This is a genomic window from Halomonas lysinitropha (assembly GCF_902500215.1).
Lineage (GTDB): Bacteria > Pseudomonadota > Gammaproteobacteria > Pseudomonadales > Halomonadaceae > Halomonas > Halomonas lysinitropha.
The window spans coordinates 70361-88850 of record NZ_CABVOU010000027.1; the positions used below are offsets into that span (position 1 = coordinate 70361).

Here is an 18490-nt window from a genome sequence, read left to right on the forward strand (position 1 = left end):
CGGCATCGGGACCATGCCCCACATGCAGGACGACACCTTCCACGACGCTGTCATCGATCGCGATCCCGCCACCGGTCTTTCCAGTGACCCCGCGACCGGTCATCCTCGGCCACCGCGCCGCGAGTTCAAGGCCCGAGGCAGTTTCGTCTCCCGCTGCGAGGGCTGCAACCTGCCGGTGCTCAACTGCCTGTGCCCCTATCGGGTCACCGCCGAGAGCGAGGCAAAGGTGTGGTTGCTCACCCACCCCCTCGAGCATTACAAGCCGACCAACACCGGGCGGCTCATCGTTGACCTCCTGTCCGACACCGAGGTCTTCACCTGGTATCGCACGGTGCCCGACGAGCGGCTGCTGGCGCTGCTCGTGGACGAGCGCTACGCACCCTTCGTGATCTTCCCCGACGACCAGCCGGACTATGCCGATAGGGTGGTGGACATGGAGGCGGTGACGGCGGCAAAAGAGGGGAACAGGACCCCGGTCTTTATCATCCTCGACGGGACCTGGCGGCAGGCACGGCGAATCTTCCGCAAGAGCCCCTATCTCGACCGGCTACCGGTGCTGCCACTGGCCACGCCGCGGCTGACCCGCTATCGGTTGCGCAAGCCGGCCTCGGCCGAGCACCTTTGCACTGCCGAGGTGGCCATTGAGCTTTTGCGCCAGGCCGGAGACGGCGAGGCGGCCGAGCTGCTCGATGACTACTTCGATGCCTTCAACGACAGTTACGCCGCCAGCCGGCGGCACGAGAAGATCGAGGCACCGACGGCGGCGATGCGGCGCCTGCTGGCGCGCCGGGAAGGCGAAAGAGAGGCCTGATCAGCCGAACAGGGCCCCGGCGATGCGAAAGCCGGCGATCCAGGTGCCGGCCGCGGAGCCCAGGGTGGCGGTCAGGAAGACCAGCAGGGTGCGCGAGACCCGGTTGCGCCACCAGCCCTTGAGCTCGGTGACGTCGTGACGCAGGGTCGAGAAGTCCCGCACCTTGGGCTTGCGCATCCACAGCTCCACCCCGGCGGCAACGAAGCCGGCGCCGATGGTGGGATTGAGCGACGTGAGCGGGGCGGCGAAGAAGGTCGCCGCTACCGTGACCGGGTGGGCGAGGGCTGCCAGGGTAGCCGCGCCGGAGAGCACGCCGTTGATCAGGAACCACTCCCCCACCAGCTGCCAGCCCAACTCGGTGTTGCGCGAAAAGCCGATGGCGAAACCGGTCAGCACCAGTAACGTGACGAGCCAGGGCAACGCCCGCCAGAGCCGCGATGGCGGCGGGGTGGCTTCCAGGGCCTGGCGCTCCGCGACGGGGTCGGGGGGCAACGGCTGCTCCAGTTGCTCGGCGATGCCCTTCATGTGGCCGGCGCCGATCACCACCAGCACGTGACGATAGCGTCCCGGGCCGGCGTCCTCGGCCAGGCGCAGTGTCATGTAGCGGTCGCGTTCACTGATCAGTGGTAGGTAGAGGGACTTCGACTCGGCGGCGAATTCGCTGAAGGTAGACTCCAGGACGTCCCCCTCCTTGAGCCGTTCGATCTCCTCGGCGGAGACCTGCTGGCGAGACAGTACGCTGCCGAGTAGCCCCGAGAACAGCGAGAAGCGCTGCCACCAGGGCACGTTGTGATAGATGCGCTTGAGGGTGATGCCCACGTCGCGGTCGATCAGCAGTAGCGGCAGGCTGGCATCGCGGCTCTCCTCCAGGGCGGCGCGCATCTCCGCCCCGGGCTCGATGCCCGATTGCTCGGCCACGCGCTGCTGGAAGGCCCCCAGCGCCAGGCTGGCGGCCACCATGCCGGCCTTGCCCTGGCGGAAGATCTGGAACAGGTCCTGTTCGCCCATGGCATCGGGGTTGGTGAGGCTGTGATGACGCGAGTCGCACAGCTCGATGGCCACGGCGTCGAACTCGCCGGAACGGATCAAGGCGCGCACGTCTGCGGCGCTCTCGGCGGAGACATGGGCCGTGCCCAGCAGGGTGTAGCGGGTCTCACCAACCTGAACGACCCGGCGCGGGCCGCTGGTAGTGTCGCCCTGGCGGGCGGTGATCACGGAGTCCTGGGAGTCAGTCATGGACGCTCGGGCTGTAGGAGTGAAAAGGCGATTATCCACGAAGCCCGCCGTCGCGCCAAACTCGCCGCGAGGCTTGCATCGGCTTTGCTACTTGCGCCAGAAGGCCGGGGTAAACAGCACCAGCACGGTGAAGATCTCCAGGCGACCGAGCAGCATGGCGATCACCAGAATCCATTTGGCCAGGTCCGGCAGGTTGCCGTAATGGGCGGAGGCTTCGCCCAGCGCCGGGCCCAGGTTGTTGAGTGCCGAGCCCACCGTGGACCAGGCGGTAACCTGGTCGACCCCGGTGGCCATCACGCCCACCAGCATCAGGAAGAACAGCATCACGTAGGCAGAGAAGAAACCCCACACCGCCTGGGCGATGCCGTCCGGCACGCTGACCTTGCCGATCTTCACCGTGATCACGGCATTGGGGTGGATCAGGCGCGTCACCTCACGCATGCCCTGCTTGAGGATCAGGATGATGCGGATCACCTTCATGCCGCCGCCGGTGGAGCCCGAGCAGCCGCCGACAAAGGCCGCAACGAACAGCAGGAAGGGCAGGGCGCCGGGCCAGGTGGAGAAGTCCGCCACGGCGAAGCCGGCGGTGGTGGCCACCGAGACCACCTCGAACAGGCCGTGACGCAGCCCCAGCTCGGTGCCGTAGGTGTCGGTCAGCCAGAGCGAGAGCACCGTGATCACGGTCAGGCCGAGCAGGAAGAGCATCAGGAAGCGTGCTTCCGGGTCCTGGAAGTAGTGCAGCAGGCTGCGCTGTCTCCAGGCAACGAAGTGCAGGCTGAAGCTGAAGGCCGAGATCACCAGGAAGCCGGTGCAGATCAGCTCGATGGCGGCGCTGTCGAAATAGCCGATGCTGGCATCGTGGGTGGAGAAGCCACCGATGGCCACGGTGGAGAAGCTGTGCCCCAGGGCATCGAACCAGTCCATGCCGGCCGCCATGTAGGCCAGCATGCAGGCAATGGTCAGCGAGGCGTAGATGTACCAGAGTGCCTTGGCCGTCTCGGTGATGCGCGGGGTCAGTTTGGAGTCCTTCAGCGGGCCCGGGATCTCGGTGCGGTAGAGGGCCATGCCCCCGACGCCCAGGGTCGGCAGGATGGCGACGGCCAGTACCACGATCCCCATGCCGCCTAGCCATTGCAGCTGCTGGCGGTAGTAGAGGACCGCCTTGGGCAGGAAGTCGATGCCGGTGATCACCGTGGCGCCGGTGGTGGTCAGGCCCGAGAAGGACTCGAAAACGGCGTCGGTCGGACTCAGGGCCGTGGCGCCAGTGAGCATCAGCGGCAGCGAGCCGAACAGTCCCAGCACGCTCCAGAACAGCGCGGCGATCAGGAAGCCGTCGCGTGTGCGCAGCTCCTTGCGGGCGTGGCGGTTGGGCAGGTACATCACTGCTCCGGTGGCCACGGTGATGCCGATGGCGACCGCAAAGGCCTGCCACATGCCGTCGGCAAACAGCAACGAGATCAGGATCGGTGGCACCATGGTCATGCTGAACATCATCAGCAACAGGCCCAGGATGCGCAGGATCATGCGCAGGCTCATCGGGAGGCTCTCCTCGGGTCGCCGGTGGTCACGCGCCTGGGCATCAGAAGAATGTCAGCCCGACCTGGAAGAGCCGCTCCACGTCGCGCAGCCGACGCTTGTCGATCACGAACAGGATGACGTGGTCGCCGGACTCCACCACGACGTTGTCATGGGCGATCAGCACCTCCTTGCCGCGCACCACGGCGCCGATGGTGGTGCCCTGGGGCAGGTCGATCTCGCCGATGGCGCGCCCCACCACCTTGGAGGACTGGGTGTCGCCGTGGGCGATGGCCTCGATGGCCTCGGCCGCGCCGCGGCGCAGCGAATGGACGTTGACGATGTCGCCGCGCCGCACATGGGTCAGCAGGCTGCCGATGGTGGCCTGCTGGGGGGAGATGGCGATGTCGATCTCGCCCCCCTGCACCAGGTCGACATAGGCGGCGTTGTTGATCAGCGTCAACACCTTCTTGGCGCCCATGCGCTTGGCCAGCATCGACGACATGATGTTGACCTCGTCGTCGTTGGTCAGTGCGCAGAAGATGTCGCAGTCCTCGATGTTCTCCTCCTCCAGCAGCCGCTTGGCGGTGGCGCTGCCGTGCAGCACCACGGTGCGGTCGAGGCGTTCGGAGAGCTGGGTGCAGCGCTCGAGGCTGTGCTCGATGATCTTGACCTGGTGGCTGTGCTCGAGGTGTTCGGCGAGTCGCTCGCCGATATTACCCCCACCGGCAATCATTATCCGGCGGAAGTCGCGGTCGAGGCGCCGCAGCTCGCTCATTACCGCGCGGATGTCGCGACGGGCGGCGATGAAGAAGACCTCGTCGTCGGCCTCGATCACGGTATCGCCGCGCGGGATGATCGGCCGGTTGCGGCGGTAGATGGCGGCGACCCGGGTGTCCACGCTGGGCATGTGGCGACGCAGGAAGCCCAGCTCCTGGCCCACCAGCGGGCCGCCGTAGAAGGCCTTCACCGCCACCAGCTGCACCAGGCCGCCGGCGAATTCCAGCACCTGGAGGGCGCCGGGGTGTTCGATCAGCCGGCGGATATGGTCGGTGACCACCTGCTCGGGGCTGATCAGCACGTCGATGGGCACCGCCTCATGGGCGAACAGCCCCTTGCGGGTCAGGTAGGCGGTGGCGCGTACCCGGGCGATCTTGGTCGGCGTGCGGAACAGGGTGTGGGCCACCTGACAGGCAACCATGTTGACCTCGTCGGTGTTGGTCACCGCGATCAACATGTCGGCGTCTTCGCAGCCGGCCTGGCGCAGCACCATGGGGTAGGAGCCGGCCCCGACGACCGTGCGGATATCCAGACGGGTATGCAGCTCGCGCAGGCGCTCGCCGTCGGTGTCCACCACCGTGATGTCGTTCTCCTCCCGGGCCAGGTGCTCGGCCAGGGTACCGCCGACCTGGCCGGCGCCGAGGATGATGATCTTCATGGTCGTTACTGTCCGCTCTGGTCAGACCGCAGGGGTCGAGGGCGGCGCACCTTGTGCGCCGCAACATGACGATACAAGCCTAAACCAGCCGCCATGAGAAGAACAGGTCGGGGTATCAGTCCAGGGTGAACCCGACCTTGATGGTGACCTGCCAGTGGGAGACCTGCCCGTCCTCGATGTGGCCGCGTGTCTCCGTGACCTCGAACCAGCGCATGTTGTGCAGGCTATCGTTGGCCTTGGTCAGGGCGCTCTGGATGGCCTCCTCGATGCTCTTCTCCGAGGAGCCGGTCAGTTCGATGTGCTTGTAGGTGTGGTGGCTCATGGGACCTCCAGCGTCTTGGAATGAAAAGCCCGCCATCAGGCGGGACGCTTCTCCAGTCTGGCATAGAAGAAGCCATCGTGGCTGTCGGGTTGCGGCAGTAATTGCCGCCCGGCACCCGAGGGACGGCCCCAGGCCATGCCGGCCAGGGTGCTCGCCACCGCATCCGGCTTGCGGGACAGGAAGCGCTCGATCTGCTCGGCATTCTCCTCGGGCAGCACCGAACAGGTGGCATAGAGCAGGGTACCGCCGGGACGCAGCAGCGGCCACAGGTTGTCGAGCAGCCGGGCCTGGAGCTCGGTCAGCTTCGGGATATCCGAAGGCCGGCGCAACCGCTTGATGTCGGGATGACGGCGGATCACGCCGCTGCCTGAACAGGGGGCATCGAGCAGGATGGCGTCGAAGGGCGTGCCGTCCCACCAGTCGAGGGTGGTGGCGTCACCCTCGGCGAGGGTGGCGGCAAGGCCCAGCCGCGTCAGGGTGTCCTCGACCCGAGCCAGGCGTGCGGCATCGCTGTCGATGGCCTGCAGGTCGATGTCGAACAGTTCCAGCAGGTGGGCGGTCTTGCCGCCGGGTGCGCAGCAGGCGTCCAGTACCCGTGCGCCGGGGCGTGGCGCCAGCGCCGGGCCAAGCAGCATGGCGGATAGCTGGGCCGACTCGTCCTGGACACTGGCATGTCCCTCGGAGAAGCCAGGCAGGGCATGGACATCGACCGGGGCCTCGAGGGTGATGCCCTCCGGGGCATGGGAACACAGCCGGCCCTCAAGGCCGGCGGCGATAAGACGGTTCAGGTAGGCCTCGCGATCGCCATGGCGGCGGTTGATACGCAGCGTCATGGGCCCCGATGTGTTGTTGGCCTCGCAGATGGCGCGCCAGTCGTTGGGCCAGGCCTGGCGCAGGGTCTCGAGCCACCATGGTGGATGCAGCAGTGCCACGGCCGAGTCGCGGTCAACCTCGGCCTGCATTTCCGCGCTCTCGCGCTGCAGGCGACGCAGACAGCCGTTGAGCACCCGGGTGGCCCACTCCTTGCCCAGCAGACGGGCAGCGCCAGCGGTTTCGCCCACCGCCGCGTGGGCCGGGATGCGCAGGTAGAGGAGCTGATAGATGCCGAGCAGCAACAGGGCCTGGATGTCGGCATCGCGGGCCTTGAACGGCTTGTCCAGCAGCTTTCCGGCCAGCGCCTCGAGGCGCGGCAGGGTGCGGCAGGTGCCGTAGCAGAGCGCCTTGAACAGCGCTCGATCACGGGCGACCACCTGATGGTCGTCGAGGCCGGTGAGCGAGCCCTTGCCGGTGATTACCGGGGCCAGGGCGCGGGCCGCGGCGGCTCGCACGGCCATACCGTTGTCGCGACTGCCTTCCCGGGAGCGGGGCGCGCTGGTTTCCTGGCTCATGCTGTGGCCTCCTCATCGGTGTGCCCCAGTCGGATGCCTGGGGCCAGGCGTTCGGCCCGGGCCTTGAGCAGTTCGCTCACCGCCAAGGGCTTGCCGCCGGGCAGCTGGGCGCGGGTCACCTCCAGCACCTGGTCACCGGCCTCACCGCAGGCGATGCGCAGGGCATCGGCGCCGTGGGCGAGCAGTGTGCCGGGTGGCATCGGGGCCTCGCCCGGGGCGATCGAGGCCGCTCGTGCCATGAGCAGGCGCAGGCGGTCGTTCCCCAGGGCGCACCAGGCCACCGGCCAGGGATTGAAGGCACGGATTCGGGCCGCAAGCTCGGCGGCCGGGCGGGTGAAGTCCAGCTCCGCCTCGGCCTTGGAGAGCTTGGCGGCGTAAGTGACTCCCGCCTCGGGCTGGGGAGTGGCGTCGAGCCCCTCGTCGGACAGGGCATCCAGGGCCTCGACGATAGCTTCTCCGCCGAGGCTTGCCAGCCTGTCGTGGAGTTCGCCCGCGGTGGTGGTGGCGGAGATCGGGGTGCGCCTGATCAGCAGCATGTCGCCGGTGTCGAGACCGGCGTCCATCTGCATGATGGTCACGCCGCTCTCCTCGTCGCCGGCCTCGATGGCCCGCTGGATGGGAGCGGCACCGCGCCAGCGCGGCAGCAGTGAAGCGTGCACGTTGAGACAACCCAGCGGGGGGATCTCCAGCACGGCACGGGGCAGGATCAGTCCGTAGGCCACCACCACCATGATATCGGCTTCATGGCTTGCCAGTTCGGCCTGACGCTCGGGCACCTTCAGGGATACCGGCTGGCAGATCGGCAGCCCCTGTTCCTGCGCGAGGGCCTTCACGGGACTCGGTGTCAGCTTGCGGCCGCGGCCGGAGGGCCGGTCAGGCTGGGTGTAGACGGCGACGACATCGTGGCGGCTCGCCAGCAGTGCCGCCAGGCTCTCGGCGGCGAAGTCGGGGGTGCCGGCGAAGATGAGGCGCAGGGGTCGTGACATGTTCAGGGCCTTGCCAGTGGGCGATGCCCCTCATGATAACGGAGGTGGTCGGAAACGACTAAGACCGGCCTGCTAACGTGAAACGATTGCTCGCGAGGTCCAGGGATTCAGGCGGGCTGCATCTGCCGGTGACGCTTCTGCATCTTCTTCATCACCCGATCGCGCTTGAGGGTGGAGAGATAGTCGACGAACAGCACCCCCTCCAGGTGATCGTACTCGTGCTGGATGCAGTGGGCGAGCAGGCCCTCTGCCTCCAGTTCGTAGGGCTGACCGTTACGATCCAGGGCCTTGAGGTGTACCTTCAGGGCGCGGGGGACATCGGCATAGTACTCGGGTATCGACAGGCAGCCCTCCTGCATCGGCTCACGTTCATCACCGACGGGCGTGAATTCCGGATTGATCAGCACCAGAGGGCTCGACTGGTTATCGCTGACATCCATGACGATGACCCGGCGATGGACATCCACCTGGGTGGCGGCCAGTCCGATGCCGCTCGCGTCGTACATGGTCTCGAGCATGTCGTCGACCAGCCGGCGAACCTCGTCGTCTACCGCCTCGACTGGCTTCGCGATGGTGCGCAGCCGCTCGTCGGGAAATTCGAGGATGGGTAATTTGGCCATGGCGTTGGAATCACCGTTATGCTGTCATTTACAAGATGACACTATTCTATAAGTACGCGCCCGGGGACGAAACCGACGAGCGTGCATCACATCGATAGTATCAGACTATACTACGTCGTCGTCGTTCCATGGCGCCAGGCGTGAGGCCAGCAACGCGGGGGAGAGCAGGGATGAGACAGACAGGATGCGCAGCGGGGTGGTGCCAGCGGGTGAAGGGGTGGCTCGGTACCCTGCTGGTGGGCGGGGCCCTGGGCCTTGTCGCTACCTTGGCCCTGGCCCAGGGGCCTTCATGGGAGGACGGCTTGAAGGGCGGTGCCCCGGATCGCTATACGGTGGTAAAGGGGGATACGCTCTGGGATATCTCCGGCCGATTCCTGCAGCACCCCTGGCAGTGGCCCGAGGTCTGGCAGGTCAACCCGCAGATCGAGAACCCGCACCTGATCTATCCCGGCGACGTCGTCTATCTCTATGACTGCAACGGTCGCCCCTGTCTCGGCCTCGAGCGTGGCCAGGGCATGGTCCGGCTGTCGCCTGAGGTCCGCACCACCCCGCACCGCGAGGCCATCGAGCCGATTCCCCTGGATGCCGTGCGTCACTTCCTGCAACAGCATCGCGTCGTCGACGATGCCGAGGCGCTGGACGAGTTGGCCTATGTGATCGCCGGGGATGATGGCCGTCTGGTCAGCGGTGGCGGCGACCGTTTCTATGCCCGAGGCCGCGTCGAGGGTGGCGGTCGCTTCGGTATCTATCGCGTGGGTGAGCACTACGTCGACAGTGCCAGCGGTGAGTCGCTAGGCCTGGAGCTGGAGAGCGTCGGCCAGGCGCGCCGCCTGCGTCAGGAGGACGAGATCGCGGTGTTGGAGGTGACCTCCTCCAACCAGGAAGTGCGAAACGACGATATCGTGCTGCCGCTCGAGGATCGCCAGCTGGTCACCGAGTTCCTGCCCCGTGCCCCCGACCGGGAAGTCGAGGGGCGCATCCTGGCGGTGCCCGGTGGCGTGCGCTTCATCGGCCGCCTGCAGGTGGTGGCACTCGACCGCGGTCGCCGCGACGGTCTGAAGGCGGGCCACGTGCTGATGGTAGAGCAGCGTGGCGAGCTGGTCGATGACCCGCGCACCGGCGAGGCGCTGCGCCTGCCCGGCGAGGACGCCGGCCTGGTGATGGTCTTCCGGCCCTACGAGAAGATGAGCTACGGCCTGGTGATGCAGGCCAGTCGCACCCTCTCCGTAGGTGATCGCATCCACAGCCCGCAGCGTCTGCTGGATACGGCGCTGCGCTAGGGCGGGGCGCCACGGTGCAGGCGCGGGAATGGCTGGCTCTCGCCCGGTTGCCCGGCATGGGGGCCGCGCGCCTGGCCGAGCTGGTGGCGGCGCGTCCCGACTGGCCGGAAGGCTGGCTGGCCCTGCTGCCGCGCGAGGCGGCCATGGCCCTTCGTTTGTGGCTCGACCATCCCGCCCGCAGCCCGCTCTCCGCCGAGCTCTCCGCCGACGAGGCCTGGCTCGGTGCCGAGCCAGGCAGGCACCTGATCCACCCCGACCACCCGGTCTGGCCGCGAATTCTCGGGCAGATTGCCGATCCTCCGCCGGTGCTCTGGGCGCTGGGTGACCTCGGGGCCCTCGGTCCCCCGCGGCTGGCCATGGTTGGCTCGCGGCGGCCGACCCGCGAGGGGCTCACCAATGCGGCAGGCTTCGCCCGTGAACTGGCCGGACGGGGCTGGTGCGTGGTCAGTGGCATGGCGCTGGGCATCGATGCCGCCGCCCAGCAGGCGGCACTCGATGCCGGCGGGACAAGCGTGGCGGTACTCGGCTGTGGGGTGGATGTCATCTACCCACCCCGACACCATCGCCTCTATCGGCGCCTGCAGGAGCCCGGCGGACTGCTGCTCTCCGAGCATCCTCCCGGCACTCCGGCGCGGGCCGGCTTCTTTCCGCGACGCAATCGCATCGTTACCGGCCTCTCGCTGGGGGTGCTGGTGGTGGAGGCCGCCGAGCGCAGCGGCTCGCTGGTCAGTGCCCGCTTGGCCCTCGAGCAGAACCGCGAGGTCTTCGCGCTGCCCGGCTCGATCCATAACCCCATGGCGCGGGGCTGTCTGCAGCTCATCCGCGACGGCGCCGTGCTGGTCCGCGAGCTGGATGACATTCTGGCCGAACTCAGCCAGTGGGCCGTAGCCAGGGCCCCCGCCCTGGCTGTTTCGACGCCGGGGCCGGCCGAGGGGCGAGAAGACTCGCTACTGCGCTGGCTGAGCGACACCCCCACACCGGTGGATGCCCTGGTGGCATTGACCGGACGCGACGTCGCCGCTTGCCAGCGCGGCCTGCTCGAACTGGAGCTGGAAGGCGCCGTGGCACAGGCTGCCGGTGGCTGGGTGCGCCTGCCGACCCGGTCGGGAGCATGATAGCATACGCTCCCTGAAGCCGTTCATCCGGCATGTCGAGGCAAGGCGAGGAGACCCATGATCGAGGCCCGTGCTCTTGATGAGGCCGTCGCGGCACTGCATGCGGGGGGCGTGATCGCCTATCCCACCGAGGCCGTCTGGGGGCTGGGGTGCGACCCCGACGACGACGCGGCCCTGACCCGCCTGCTGCACCTCAAGGCACGCGAACCGGCCAAGGGTGTGATCCTGGTGGCGGCGAACATCGGCCAGTTCGCTCCCTGGCTGGAGGGGCTGCCCGCCGACCAGCAGGCCTCCCTGGCGGCCAGCTGGCCGGGCCCCCAGACTTGGCTGGTGCCCGACAACGGCCGCTCGCGCGCCCTGGTCCGTGGTGACCATGACCGGGTGGCACTGCGGGTCAGTGACCATCCGCTGGTCGTGGCGCTGTGCGAGGCCTTCGGCGGGCCGGTGGTCTCGACCTCGGCCAACCGCGCAGGCGAGCCGCCGGCGATGAGTGCCGAGCAGGTCAGGGCCGCCTTCGGCGATGAGCTCGATGCCGTTCTGGACGGCCCACTGGGCGGCCTCGAACGCCCGAGTACCATCCGCGACCTGGTTACTGGCCGGGTGCTGCGTTCCTGAAGCATCCCCTCTTTCAGCCCAGGAGGCCCCTTTGGCCCACGCCAATCTCGATGACGTCAAGAGCTACCTGCTCGACCTCCAGGAGCGCCTCTGTGCGGCCCTGGCCGCCGAGGATGGCGGCCGCTTCCGCGAGGATGCCTGGGACCGGCCGGAGGGCGGCGGCGGTCGCTCACGGGTGATCGAGCACGGCCGGCTCTTCGAGAAGGGCGGCGTGAACTTCTCCCACGTGTTCGGCGAGCGCCTGCCGCCCTCGGCCACCGCGGCGCGGCCGGAACTCGTCGGGCGCAGCTTCCATGCGGTGGGGGTCTCCTGGGTACTGCACCCCGAGAACCCCCATGTGCCCACCAGCCATGGCAACGTGCGCTTCATCATCGCCGAGAAGGCGGGCGAGCCCCCGGTATGGTGGTTCGGCGGCGGCTTCGACCTGACCCCTTATTACCCGGTGCACGAGGACGTGGTGCACTGGCACCGGGTGGCGCGCGAGGCCTGCGCTCCCTTCGGCGATGACGTCTACCCCCGCTACAAGGCCTGGTGCGACGACTACTTCTACCTGAAGCATCGCGACGAGACCCGCGGCGTCGGGGGGCTCTTCTTCGACGACCTCAACGAGGGCGGCTTCGCGCAGTGCTTCGCCTTCCAGCGTGCCGTGGGCGACGCCTTCCTCGAGGCCTACCTGCCCATTGTGCGTCGCCGTCGCGACACGCCCTGGAGCGAGCATGAGCGCGACTTCCAGCTCTATCGTCGCGGGCGCTACGTGGAGTTCAACCTGGTGTGGGACCGCGGCACCCTGTTCGGGCTGCAGAGCGGCGGGCGCACCGAATCGATCCTGATGTCGCTGCCGCCCCTGGCGCGCTGGGAGTATGACTGGCACCCCGAGCCGGGCAGCCCCGAGGCGCGGCTATATAACGATTATCTTCGTCCCCGCGACTGGCTGGGAGAAGAGGAGACCCACTCATGACCGATCGCTACTGCGTCTTCGGCCACCCGGTCGGCCACTCGAAGTCGCCGGCCATCCACGCCGCCTTCGCCGACCAGGCCGGTGATGACATCGAGTACGTCGCGATCGAGGCGCCGCTGGATGACTTCGCCGGCGCCTGGCGGCGCTTCGTGGCCGAGGGCGGTCGCGGGGCCAATGTCACCGTGCCCTTCAAGGAGGATGCATTTCATCTCTGCGATACCCTCAGCGAACGCGCGCGTCGGGCCGGGGCGGTCAACACCCTGGTCCTGGGGAGCAACGGTCTGACATACGGCGATACCACCGACGGGGTCGGCCTGGTGCGTGACCTCAAGCGTCATGGCGTGGAACTGACCGGGGCACGGATTCTGGTGCTGGGCGCCGGGGGGGCGGTGCGTGGCGTTCTGGAGCCGCTGCTGGCCGAGGAGCCGGCGGGCCTGCGGGTGGCCAATCGTACCGCAGCCAAGGCCGAGGCCCTGGCCGCCGACTTCCGCGACCTGGGCGAGATCGTCGGCGGCGGCTTCGATGCGGTGGAAGGGGCCTATGACCTGGTGATCAACGGTACCAGCGCGAGTCTGGCGGGCGACCTGCCGCCGCTGCCCGATAACCTCCTGGCCCCGGATGCCTCCGCCTACGACATGATGTACGGCGCCGAGCCCACGGTCTTCCTGCGCTGGGCCGCCGAGCGTGGCGCTCACATCGTGGATGGCCTTGGCATGCTGGTGGAGCAGGCGGCGGAGTCGTTCTTCCAGTGGCGCGGCAGGCACCCCGACACCGCCCCGGTGCTGGAGAAGCTAAGGCAGGTGCTTTAAGTGAAAGCGATTGACTTCCGGGGCGCCGGGGCAGGCGTGGGCCCGGTAAGCGACAGCGCACCGGGCTTGCCCGCTCAGCGTCTCTTGACGTAGAGCCCCACCATGCAGAGCGCCACGCCGGCCACCGAGGTCAGCATGCCGCCGTTGACCAGCCAGGGGTGGCGGTCGATCCAGGGCACGAAGGGCTGGGCGGTCTCGCGGCAGACGCCCGAGCGGTAGTCCCAGTGCCCCTCCTGGATGAGCAGGCACTCCCGCACGTCACTCAGTTCCATGAAATAGGCGCCCATCAGCAACAGGATGGGCAGAATCAGCAGCAGCAATCCGATCTTCAGCATGCGAGTCGAGCGTTCCTTCAGGGGCGCGGGCAGTTGGGTGTACGGCCGGCGTTGCGGGCCCGCTCATAGCGGGACATGGCCTCGCCCATGGACGCTTCCAGGCCGCCGATGCGCTGACCGTGGCTCGGGTGGGTAGAGGCCCAGGCCGGCGGTCGGGCACCGCCCTCCATGTTGTTCCACAGCGCGATGCTGGCTCGCGGGTCGAAGCCGGCCTCGGCCATCAGGTAAAGGCCCAGGGTGTCGGCTTCGCTCTCGTGGCGTCGCGAGAAGGGCAGCATGATGCCGTACTGGGCGCCCATGCCCAGCGCCGCCATCATGGTCTCACCCCCGGCGCCCTGCATGCCCGAGGCGGAGGAGATTACCGACAGGCCCAACTGGGTGGCGCTCTGGGTGGAGGCGCGCTCGTTGGCATGGCGGGCCAGCACGTGGGCGATCTCGTGGCCGATCACTGCAGCGAGCTGGTCCTGGTTCTGGGCGACATTGAGCAGGCCGGTGTTGATGCCCACATAGCCGCCGGGCAGGGCGAAGGCGTTGGCCTGCTCGGACTGGAAGACCTTGACCTGCCAGTTCTGGTTGCGTTCTCGCTCGGGTAGGGCGCGGACCACGGCTCCGGTGACGCACTGCACATAGCGCAGCGGTGCACCGCCGACCGTCGGCAGCTCCTGCTGGTACTGGGCGAAGGCCTGGGCCCCCATCTGGTCGAGCTGCTCGTCCGACATCAGGGTGAGCTGCGAGCGCCCGGTGGGCGACGTGGTGCAGGCGGCGAGGCTGGCGCTCAAGGCGCCAACGGCGAGCAGATGGGTCCAGCGCATGGATAACTCCTTTTGGTTCCAGAATATTGAGACACTGGACGGAGGGCGAGGTTCGCCACAAGATACCTCGAACGCCGGTAAGGTCAACCGCGGAAAATGCAACCCGGGAGGAGGACGCCATGGATGCCGAGCTGACGCGTCGTTTGCTCAAGCTGCTGGATCACGTCGAACACTGGCTGCCGCCACCGCCGGTGGAGGTGGATTGGGAGCGGGATGTCGCCGCCCTCTGGCAGCGCCACGCCCTCGGCGGGCGCTTGCTGCCGGTCCCGCCACGGGACGCCCTGTCGCTCGATGACCTGCTGGGTATCGAGCGCCAGAAGCTGGCGCTGGTCGACAACACCCGTGCCTTCCTCCAGGGCCATCCGGCCAACCACGCCCTGCTGTGGGGCTCGCGAGGTAGTGGCAAGTCGTCATTGATCCGCGCCCTGCTCAACAGTCTGTGCGACGAAGGGCTACGCCTGGTGCAGGTCGATCGCCATGACCTCTCGGCGCTGCCGATGCTGGTGGAGCAGCTGCGCCACCAGCGCCAGCGCTTCGTCGTCTACTGCGATGATCTTTCCTTCGAGGGCCACGACGATGCCTACAAGGCGCTGAAGAGCGTGCTGGACGGGGCCCTGACCGGCCCGCCGCCCAATGTGCTGCTTTATGCCACCTCGAACCGCCGTCATCTGCTGCCGGAGTCGATGAGCGACAACGAGGACTCGCGACTGGTGGGCGACGAACTCCATCACGGCGATGCCGTGGAGGAGAAGATCTCGCTCTCCGACCGCTTCGGCCTGTGGCTGGGGTTCCACCCCTTCAACCAGGATGTCTACCTGGAGGCCTGCTGTCACTGGGTCACCCAGCTGGGGCATCGCGAGGACTGGAATGCCGAGGCACGGGCCGAGGCGATCCGCTTCGCCACCCTGCGCGGTGGTCGCAGCGGGCGCGGGGCCTGGCAGTTCGCCACCCAATGGGTGGGCAAGCGTCGCCTGCATGGAACCTAGGAGGACGTCTATCGTCGGGGTAGCCCCGAGAGTGGTTCAAGTCTCCTAGCGGCGGCTCTTGCGCGCTTCCTTGGTGCGGCCCAGCTCACGCTTCTTGGCCTTCTCCCGGTCGCTGGCGCCGGCCAGCTGATCGTAGGGGTTCTCTCCCGAGCGGAACTCGAAGCGCATGGGCGTGCCGCGGACCTTGAGCACCTTGCGGAAGGTGTTGGTCAGGTAGCGCTTGTAGGCTTCCGGCAGCGAGCCGGTCTGGTTGCCGTGGACCACGACGATCGGTGGATTGCTGCCGCCCTGGTGAGCCATGCGCAGCTTGATGCGTCGCCCGTGTACCAGGGGCGGCTGGTGAGCCTCCACGGCATCCTGGAGGATGGTGGTCAGGCGGTTGGTGGACCAGTGGGCGTTGGCCGAAGCGAAGGCGCGCTCCAGCGACGGATAGAGGTCGCCCACCCCGGTGCCGTGCAGCGCCGAGACAAAGTGCAGGTCGGCATAGTCGGCGAAACCCAGGCGGCGCTTGATCTCGGCGCGCATCGACTCCTTGGCCTCTTGCTCCAGGCCATCCCACTTGTTGACCGCCAGCACCAGCGCGCGCCCGCTGGTCAGCACGTAGTCCAGCAGATGAAGGTCCTGCTCCACCAGCCCGCTGCGGGCATCCAGCACGACGATGGCGACGTGACACGCCTTGATCGCTTCCAGGGTCTTGATGATCGAGAACTTCTCGGTCACCTCGCGGACGTTCTTGCGGCGCCTGACGCCGGCGGTATCCACCAGCACATAGGGCTTGCCGCGCCTTTCGAAGGGGATCTCGATGGCGTCACGGGTCGTGCCGGCCTCGTCGAAGACCACCACCCGCTCCTCGCCGAGCAGGCGGTTGACCAGGGTCGACTTGCCGACGTTGGGGCGGCCGATCACGCCGATACGGATGCCCTTGGTGCCGGTGTCCGCGGGGATGCTCTCGTCGCGGGCGGGGAAGGGCTCGAGCACTTCCTCGATCAGCGCGGTGACGTTGCGACCATGGGCCGCGGCGACGGGCTGCGGGTCGCCAAGCCCCAGCTGCCAGAAGTCGGCCATGGCGCTGTGCTCTTCCAGGCCGTCGACCTTGTTGACCACCAGCCAGGTCTTCTTCTGGTTGACCCGCAGGTGGTTGGCGATGGCCTCGTCGGCGACGTTGAGACCGGCGCGGGCGTCGACCATGAACAGCACGATGTCCGCCTCGTCGATGGCCACCAGCGACTGCTCGGCCATGGCGGCATCGATGCCCTCCTCGTCACCGCTGATGCCGCCGGTATCGATCACGGTGTAGGCCTTGTCACCGAGCATGCCGTTGCCGTACTTGCGGTCGCGTGTCAGCCCCGGGAAGTCCGCCACCAGGGCGTCCCGTGAGCGGGTCAGGCGGTTGAACAGCGTCGACTTGCCGACGTTGGGGCGGCCGACCAGGGCGATCACCGGTGAGGTCATGGACGAAGCTCCAGGGCTTCCAGGGTGCCGTCATTGGCCAGCGCATAGATGCGGCGGCCATCGGTGAGCGGGCGCACGCCGATCCCCGAACCGTCGACGCGGTCGCGCCCGACGATCTCGCCCTCGCGGGGATCGATCAGGTGCAGGTAGCCTTCGGCGTCGCCCACCACCAGGTGGTCGGTGGCGAAGGCCGGCGCAGTGAGCGAGCGCCCCTCGAGGGCCTCGTTGCGCCAGATCTCGTTGCCGGACCCGGCATCCACGGCGACGACGTGGCTGGCCTCGTCGACCACGAAAAGAAGGTCCCCCACCAGGATCGGAGTATGGTAGCTGGAAAGCTCCCGTGACCACTGCATCTCGCCTGAGCGAGCATCGAGGGCGGCCAGGCGGCCGTTGTAGCTGGTGACGAAGAGCCGGCCGTCCTGGGTGAGGACCGGCTGGCCGGCCAGGTCGACCAGCCGGTCGATCTCGCTGCGCCCCTGGGGGATGGCAATACGACGCTCCCAGAGCGGCTGGCCGCTGCGGTTGTCCAGCGTTACCAGGCGGCCGTTGGCGAAGCCGGCGAAGGTGACCGGGTCGATCACCGTGGGCGTGCCGGTGCCGCGCAGGGTCAGCGAGGGGCGCGGGCCAGTGTAGACCCAGCGCTCGTCGCCGCTCTGGCGGTCCAGGGCGGTGACGCGGCCATCGACGGCCTGCACCACCAGCAGCTGCTGGTTGGCCTGGGGCGCGGCCAGCACCTCGCTGGTCACCCGCGCGCGCCACTGGACCTCGCCGTCGGCCTGGTCCAGGGAGAGCACCTCGCCGTTGCGAGTCGCCATGAAGAGGCTGCCGGCCACGGCCGTAAGAGCACTGGAAACCGGCGTATCGAGCTCCACCGTCCAGCGAGTCTCACCGCTGTCGGCATCCAGCGCCTCCACCAGGCCACGGCCGTCGGCGGCGAAGACAGTGTCACCCTCCTGGGCCGGCGCCACCGGGTAGCCGGTCTCTCCCAGCCCCTTGCCGACGCGCTCTCGCCACAGCGTCGTTACCTCGGTGGTGGCGTCCAGGGACTGCAGCTCACGCGGGGGGTACTCGGGCTCGGCCTTGCCGGCACAGCCGGCCAGCAGAGCCAGGGCGGTGGTGGCGGCAATCAGCAGTGTCGGTCTCAGAGTCGATCTCATAGGGTGGCTTCCTCTACACCGAGGTCATCCAGCTTGAGCTGGACGCCGTACAGCGGCTGGTCACGTTCATCGGCTAGCGTCAGGGCATTGCGCCAGGCCTCACGAGCTCGGTCAGGCCGGCCCAGGGCATGTTGGGCGTCGCCCCTCACCTCGGCGCGCTGGGCCGCCAGGGCCTCGGGTACGCCCTCCAGGGTGGCCAGCGCCGTCTCGGGGCTGCCCTCGGCAAGCTGCAGGCGGGCCAGGCGTAGCCGAGCCAGGCCGGTGATGTAGTCGCGTTCGCTGCCATCGATCACTGCCTCCAGGGCGGCCTGAGCCTGCCCCCGATTGCCCCCATCGACGGCCAGGCGGGCATCGAGCAGCCGCGCCAGGTCGGCATAGAGGGTCTTGCCATGCTCGTCGGTGATCTCGCTGACCAGCTCGGTGACGCGCTGTCGGGCCTGCTCACCCAGTTCGTCCCGGCCGGTGAGGTCTAGCAGCTGCTGATAGCGCATGGAGGCGGCCTCGGCCTTGCCCGCCTGATAGTCCTGCCAGGCGTTCCAGCCGAACACGCCGGCCCCGGCGATGACCACGCCGGCGATCAGCGAGGTACCGTTCTCCTTCCACCATCGCTTGATGGCCTCAAGCTGTTCTTCCTCGGTTTTCAGCTCCGCCACGG

19 protein-coding genes are annotated in these 18490 nt (G+C 68.0%); 7 read left to right on the forward strand and 12 right to left on the reverse strand.

Annotation, left to right across the window (positions count from 1 at the left end; all coding sequences use genetic code 11):
* The first annotated feature begins 22 nt into the window (after window positions 1-22).
* A complete protein-coding gene (locus HALO32_RS04855) occupies window positions 23-811 on the forward strand; it encodes a tRNA-uridine aminocarboxypropyltransferase (protein ID WP_151442659.1) in 789 nt (262 codons plus the stop codon).
* Here the strand turns inward: HALO32_RS04855 and HALO32_RS04860 are convergent, their stop codons facing one another.
* The 7 genes from HALO32_RS04860 to def form a co-directional block, all read right to left on the reverse strand.
* Window positions 812-2047 (reverse strand): TraB/GumN family protein, encoded by a 1236-nt coding sequence (locus HALO32_RS04860; RefSeq protein ID WP_151442660.1) that lies wholly within the window; start codon window positions 2045-2047, stop codon window positions 812-814.
* Between the two features lie 87 nt (window positions 2048-2134).
* Window positions 2135-3583 carry a TrkH family potassium uptake protein gene (locus HALO32_RS04865; protein WP_151442661.1) on the reverse strand — a complete coding sequence of 483 codons (1449 nt, stop codon included), beginning with the start codon at window positions 3581-3583 and terminating at the stop codon, window positions 2135-2137.
* 43 nt (window positions 3584-3626) lie between these two features.
* Window positions 3627-5000: a Trk system potassium transporter TrkA gene (gene trkA / locus HALO32_RS04870; protein ID WP_151442662.1), complete on the reverse strand. Its 1374-nt coding sequence runs from the start codon at window positions 4998-5000 to the stop codon at window positions 3627-3629.
* 115 nt (window positions 5001-5115) lie between these two features.
* The gene (locus HALO32_RS04875) at window positions 5116-5322 is read right to left on the reverse strand and encodes a dodecin (protein WP_151442663.1); all 207 of its coding nucleotides are present in this window, start codon (window positions 5320-5322) and stop codon (window positions 5116-5118) included.
* 35 nt (window positions 5323-5357) lie between these two features.
* Window positions 5358-6710 (reverse strand): 16S rRNA (cytosine(967)-C(5))-methyltransferase RsmB, encoded by a 1353-nt coding sequence (gene rsmB, locus HALO32_RS04880; protein ID WP_151442664.1) that lies wholly within the window; start codon window positions 6708-6710, stop codon window positions 5358-5360.
* The gene (fmt, locus tag HALO32_RS04885) at window positions 6707-7696 is read right to left on the reverse strand and encodes a methionyl-tRNA formyltransferase (RefSeq protein WP_151442665.1); all 990 of its coding nucleotides are present in this window, start codon (window positions 7694-7696) and stop codon (window positions 6707-6709) included. Before fmt ends, rsmB begins: the two co-directional genes overlap by 4 nt.
* Window positions 7697-7803: 107 nt before the next feature.
* Complete coding sequence (def, locus tag HALO32_RS04890; protein WP_151442666.1) at window positions 7804-8316, reverse strand: peptide deformylase; 513 nt, start codon at window positions 8314-8316, stop codon at window positions 7804-7806.
* A 170-nt stretch (window positions 8317-8486) separates the two neighbouring features.
* On the opposite strand from def, the gene HALO32_RS04895 reads away from it, so the two are divergent.
* The 5 genes from HALO32_RS04895 to aroE are packed head-to-tail and all read left to right on the forward strand — an operon-like array spanning window position 8487 to window position 13093.
* Window positions 8487-9596, forward strand: a complete 1110-nt coding sequence (locus tag HALO32_RS04895) for a LysM peptidoglycan-binding domain-containing protein (RefSeq protein WP_151442667.1) — start codon at window positions 8487-8489, stop codon at window positions 9594-9596.
* Window positions 9597-9610: 14 nt separating this feature from the next.
* Entirely contained in the window at window positions 9611-10711 is a 1101-nt protein-coding gene (gene dprA, locus HALO32_RS04900; protein WP_192576436.1) for a DNA-processing protein DprA, read from the forward strand.
* Between the two features lie 57 nt (window positions 10712-10768).
* A complete protein-coding gene (locus tag HALO32_RS04905) occupies window positions 10769-11326 on the forward strand; it encodes an L-threonylcarbamoyladenylate synthase (RefSeq protein WP_151442668.1) in 558 nt (185 codons plus the stop codon).
* A 31-nt stretch (window positions 11327-11357) separates the two neighbouring features.
* The gene (hemF, locus tag HALO32_RS04910; protein ID WP_151442669.1) at window positions 11358-12284 is read left to right on the forward strand and encodes an oxygen-dependent coproporphyrinogen oxidase; all 927 of its coding nucleotides are present in this window, start codon (window positions 11358-11360) and stop codon (window positions 12282-12284) included.
* Window positions 12281-13093: a shikimate dehydrogenase gene (gene aroE, locus HALO32_RS04915; protein WP_151442670.1), complete on the forward strand. Its 813-nt coding sequence runs from the start codon at window positions 12281-12283 to the stop codon at window positions 13091-13093. Before hemF ends, aroE begins: the two co-directional genes overlap by 4 nt.
* A gap of 74 nt (window positions 13094-13167) precedes the next feature.
* Here the strand turns inward: aroE and HALO32_RS04920 are convergent, their stop codons facing one another.
* Window positions 13168-13428, reverse strand: a complete 261-nt coding sequence (locus HALO32_RS04920) for a hypothetical protein (RefSeq protein ID WP_151442671.1) — start codon at window positions 13426-13428, stop codon at window positions 13168-13170.
* A gap of 17 nt (window positions 13429-13445) precedes the next feature.
* A complete protein-coding gene (locus HALO32_RS04925; RefSeq protein ID WP_151442672.1) occupies window positions 13446-14240 on the reverse strand; it encodes a M48 family metallopeptidase in 795 nt (264 codons plus the stop codon).
* A 119-nt stretch (window positions 14241-14359) separates the two neighbouring features.
* Between HALO32_RS04925 and HALO32_RS04930 the strand changes: the two genes are divergently transcribed.
* On the forward strand, window positions 14360-15226 hold the full coding sequence (locus HALO32_RS04930) for an ATP-binding protein (RefSeq protein WP_151442673.1): 867 nt from the start codon (window positions 14360-14362) through the stop codon (window positions 15224-15226).
* A gap of 45 nt (window positions 15227-15271) precedes the next feature.
* On the opposite strand, the gene der is transcribed toward HALO32_RS04930, so the two are convergent.
* From der to HALO32_RS04945, 3 genes are read right to left on the reverse strand one after another with little or no spacing between them, the layout of a single operon-like run.
* Window positions 15272-16678 carry a ribosome biogenesis GTPase Der gene (der, locus tag HALO32_RS04935; protein ID WP_151442674.1) on the reverse strand — a complete coding sequence of 469 codons (1407 nt, stop codon included), beginning with the start codon at window positions 16676-16678 and terminating at the stop codon, window positions 15272-15274.
* The gene (gene bamB, locus HALO32_RS04940) at window positions 16675-17835 is read right to left on the reverse strand and encodes an outer membrane protein assembly factor BamB (RefSeq protein ID WP_151442675.1); all 1161 of its coding nucleotides are present in this window, start codon (window positions 17833-17835) and stop codon (window positions 16675-16677) included. Before bamB ends, der begins: the two co-directional genes overlap by 4 nt.
* Window positions 17832-18488 carry a YfgM family protein gene (locus tag HALO32_RS04945; RefSeq protein ID WP_151442676.1) on the reverse strand — a complete coding sequence of 219 codons (657 nt, stop codon included), beginning with the start codon at window positions 18486-18488 and terminating at the stop codon, window positions 17832-17834. Before HALO32_RS04945 ends, bamB begins: the two co-directional genes overlap by 4 nt.
* Window positions 18489-18490: the final 2 nt, after the last annotated feature.

Bases quoted from the DNA above. Each gene is read 5' to 3' on its own strand.
- HALO32_RS04865 (WP_151442661.1), bottom strand. From the start codon at position 3,583: ATGAGCCTGCGCATGATCCTGCGCATCCTGGGCCTGTTGCTGATGATG.
- der (WP_151442674.1), bottom strand. From the start codon at position 16,678: ATGACCTCACCGGTGATCGCCCTGGTCGGCCGCCCCAACGTCGGCAAG.
- HALO32_RS04925 (WP_151442672.1), bottom strand. From the start codon at position 14,240: ATGCGCTGGACCCATCTGCTCGCCGTTGGCGCCTTGAGCGCCAGCCTC.
- rsmB (WP_151442664.1), bottom strand. From the start codon at position 6,710: ATGAGCCAGGAAACCAGCGCGCCCCGCTCCCGGGAAGGCAGTCGCGAC.
- HALO32_RS04875 (WP_151442663.1), bottom strand. From the start codon at position 5,322: ATGAGCCACCACACCTACAAGCACATCGAACTGACCGGCTCCTCGGAG.
- fmt (WP_151442665.1), bottom strand. From the start codon at position 7,696: ATGTCACGACCCCTGCGCCTCATCTTCGCCGGCACCCCCGACTTCGCC.
- HALO32_RS04920 (WP_151442671.1), bottom strand. From the start codon at position 13,428: ATGCTGAAGATCGGATTGCTGCTGCTGATTCTGCCCATCCTGTTGCTG.
- HALO32_RS04855 (WP_151442659.1), top strand. From the start codon at position 23: ATGCAGGACGACACCTTCCACGACGCTGTCATCGATCGCGATCCCGCC.
- HALO32_RS04860 (WP_151442660.1), bottom strand. From the start codon at position 2,047: ATGACTGACTCCCAGGACTCCGTGATCACCGCCCGCCAGGGCGACACT.
- HALO32_RS04895 (WP_151442667.1), top strand. From the start codon at position 8,487: ATGAGACAGACAGGATGCGCAGCGGGGTGGTGCCAGCGGGTGAAGGGG.
- aroE (WP_151442670.1), top strand. From the start codon at position 12,281: ATGACCGATCGCTACTGCGTCTTCGGCCACCCGGTCGGCCACTCGAAG.
- def (WP_151442666.1), bottom strand. From the start codon at position 8,316: ATGGCCAAATTACCCATCCTCGAATTTCCCGACGAGCGGCTGCGCACC.
- bamB (WP_151442675.1), bottom strand. From the start codon at position 17,835: ATGAGATCGACTCTGAGACCGACACTGCTGATTGCCGCCACCACCGCC.
- trkA (WP_151442662.1), bottom strand. From the start codon at position 5,000: ATGAAGATCATCATCCTCGGCGCCGGCCAGGTCGGCGGTACCCTGGCC.
- HALO32_RS04905 (WP_151442668.1), top strand. From the start codon at position 10,769: ATGATCGAGGCCCGTGCTCTTGATGAGGCCGTCGCGGCACTGCATGCG.
- HALO32_RS04930 (WP_151442673.1), top strand. From the start codon at position 14,360: ATGGATGCCGAGCTGACGCGTCGTTTGCTCAAGCTGCTGGATCACGTC.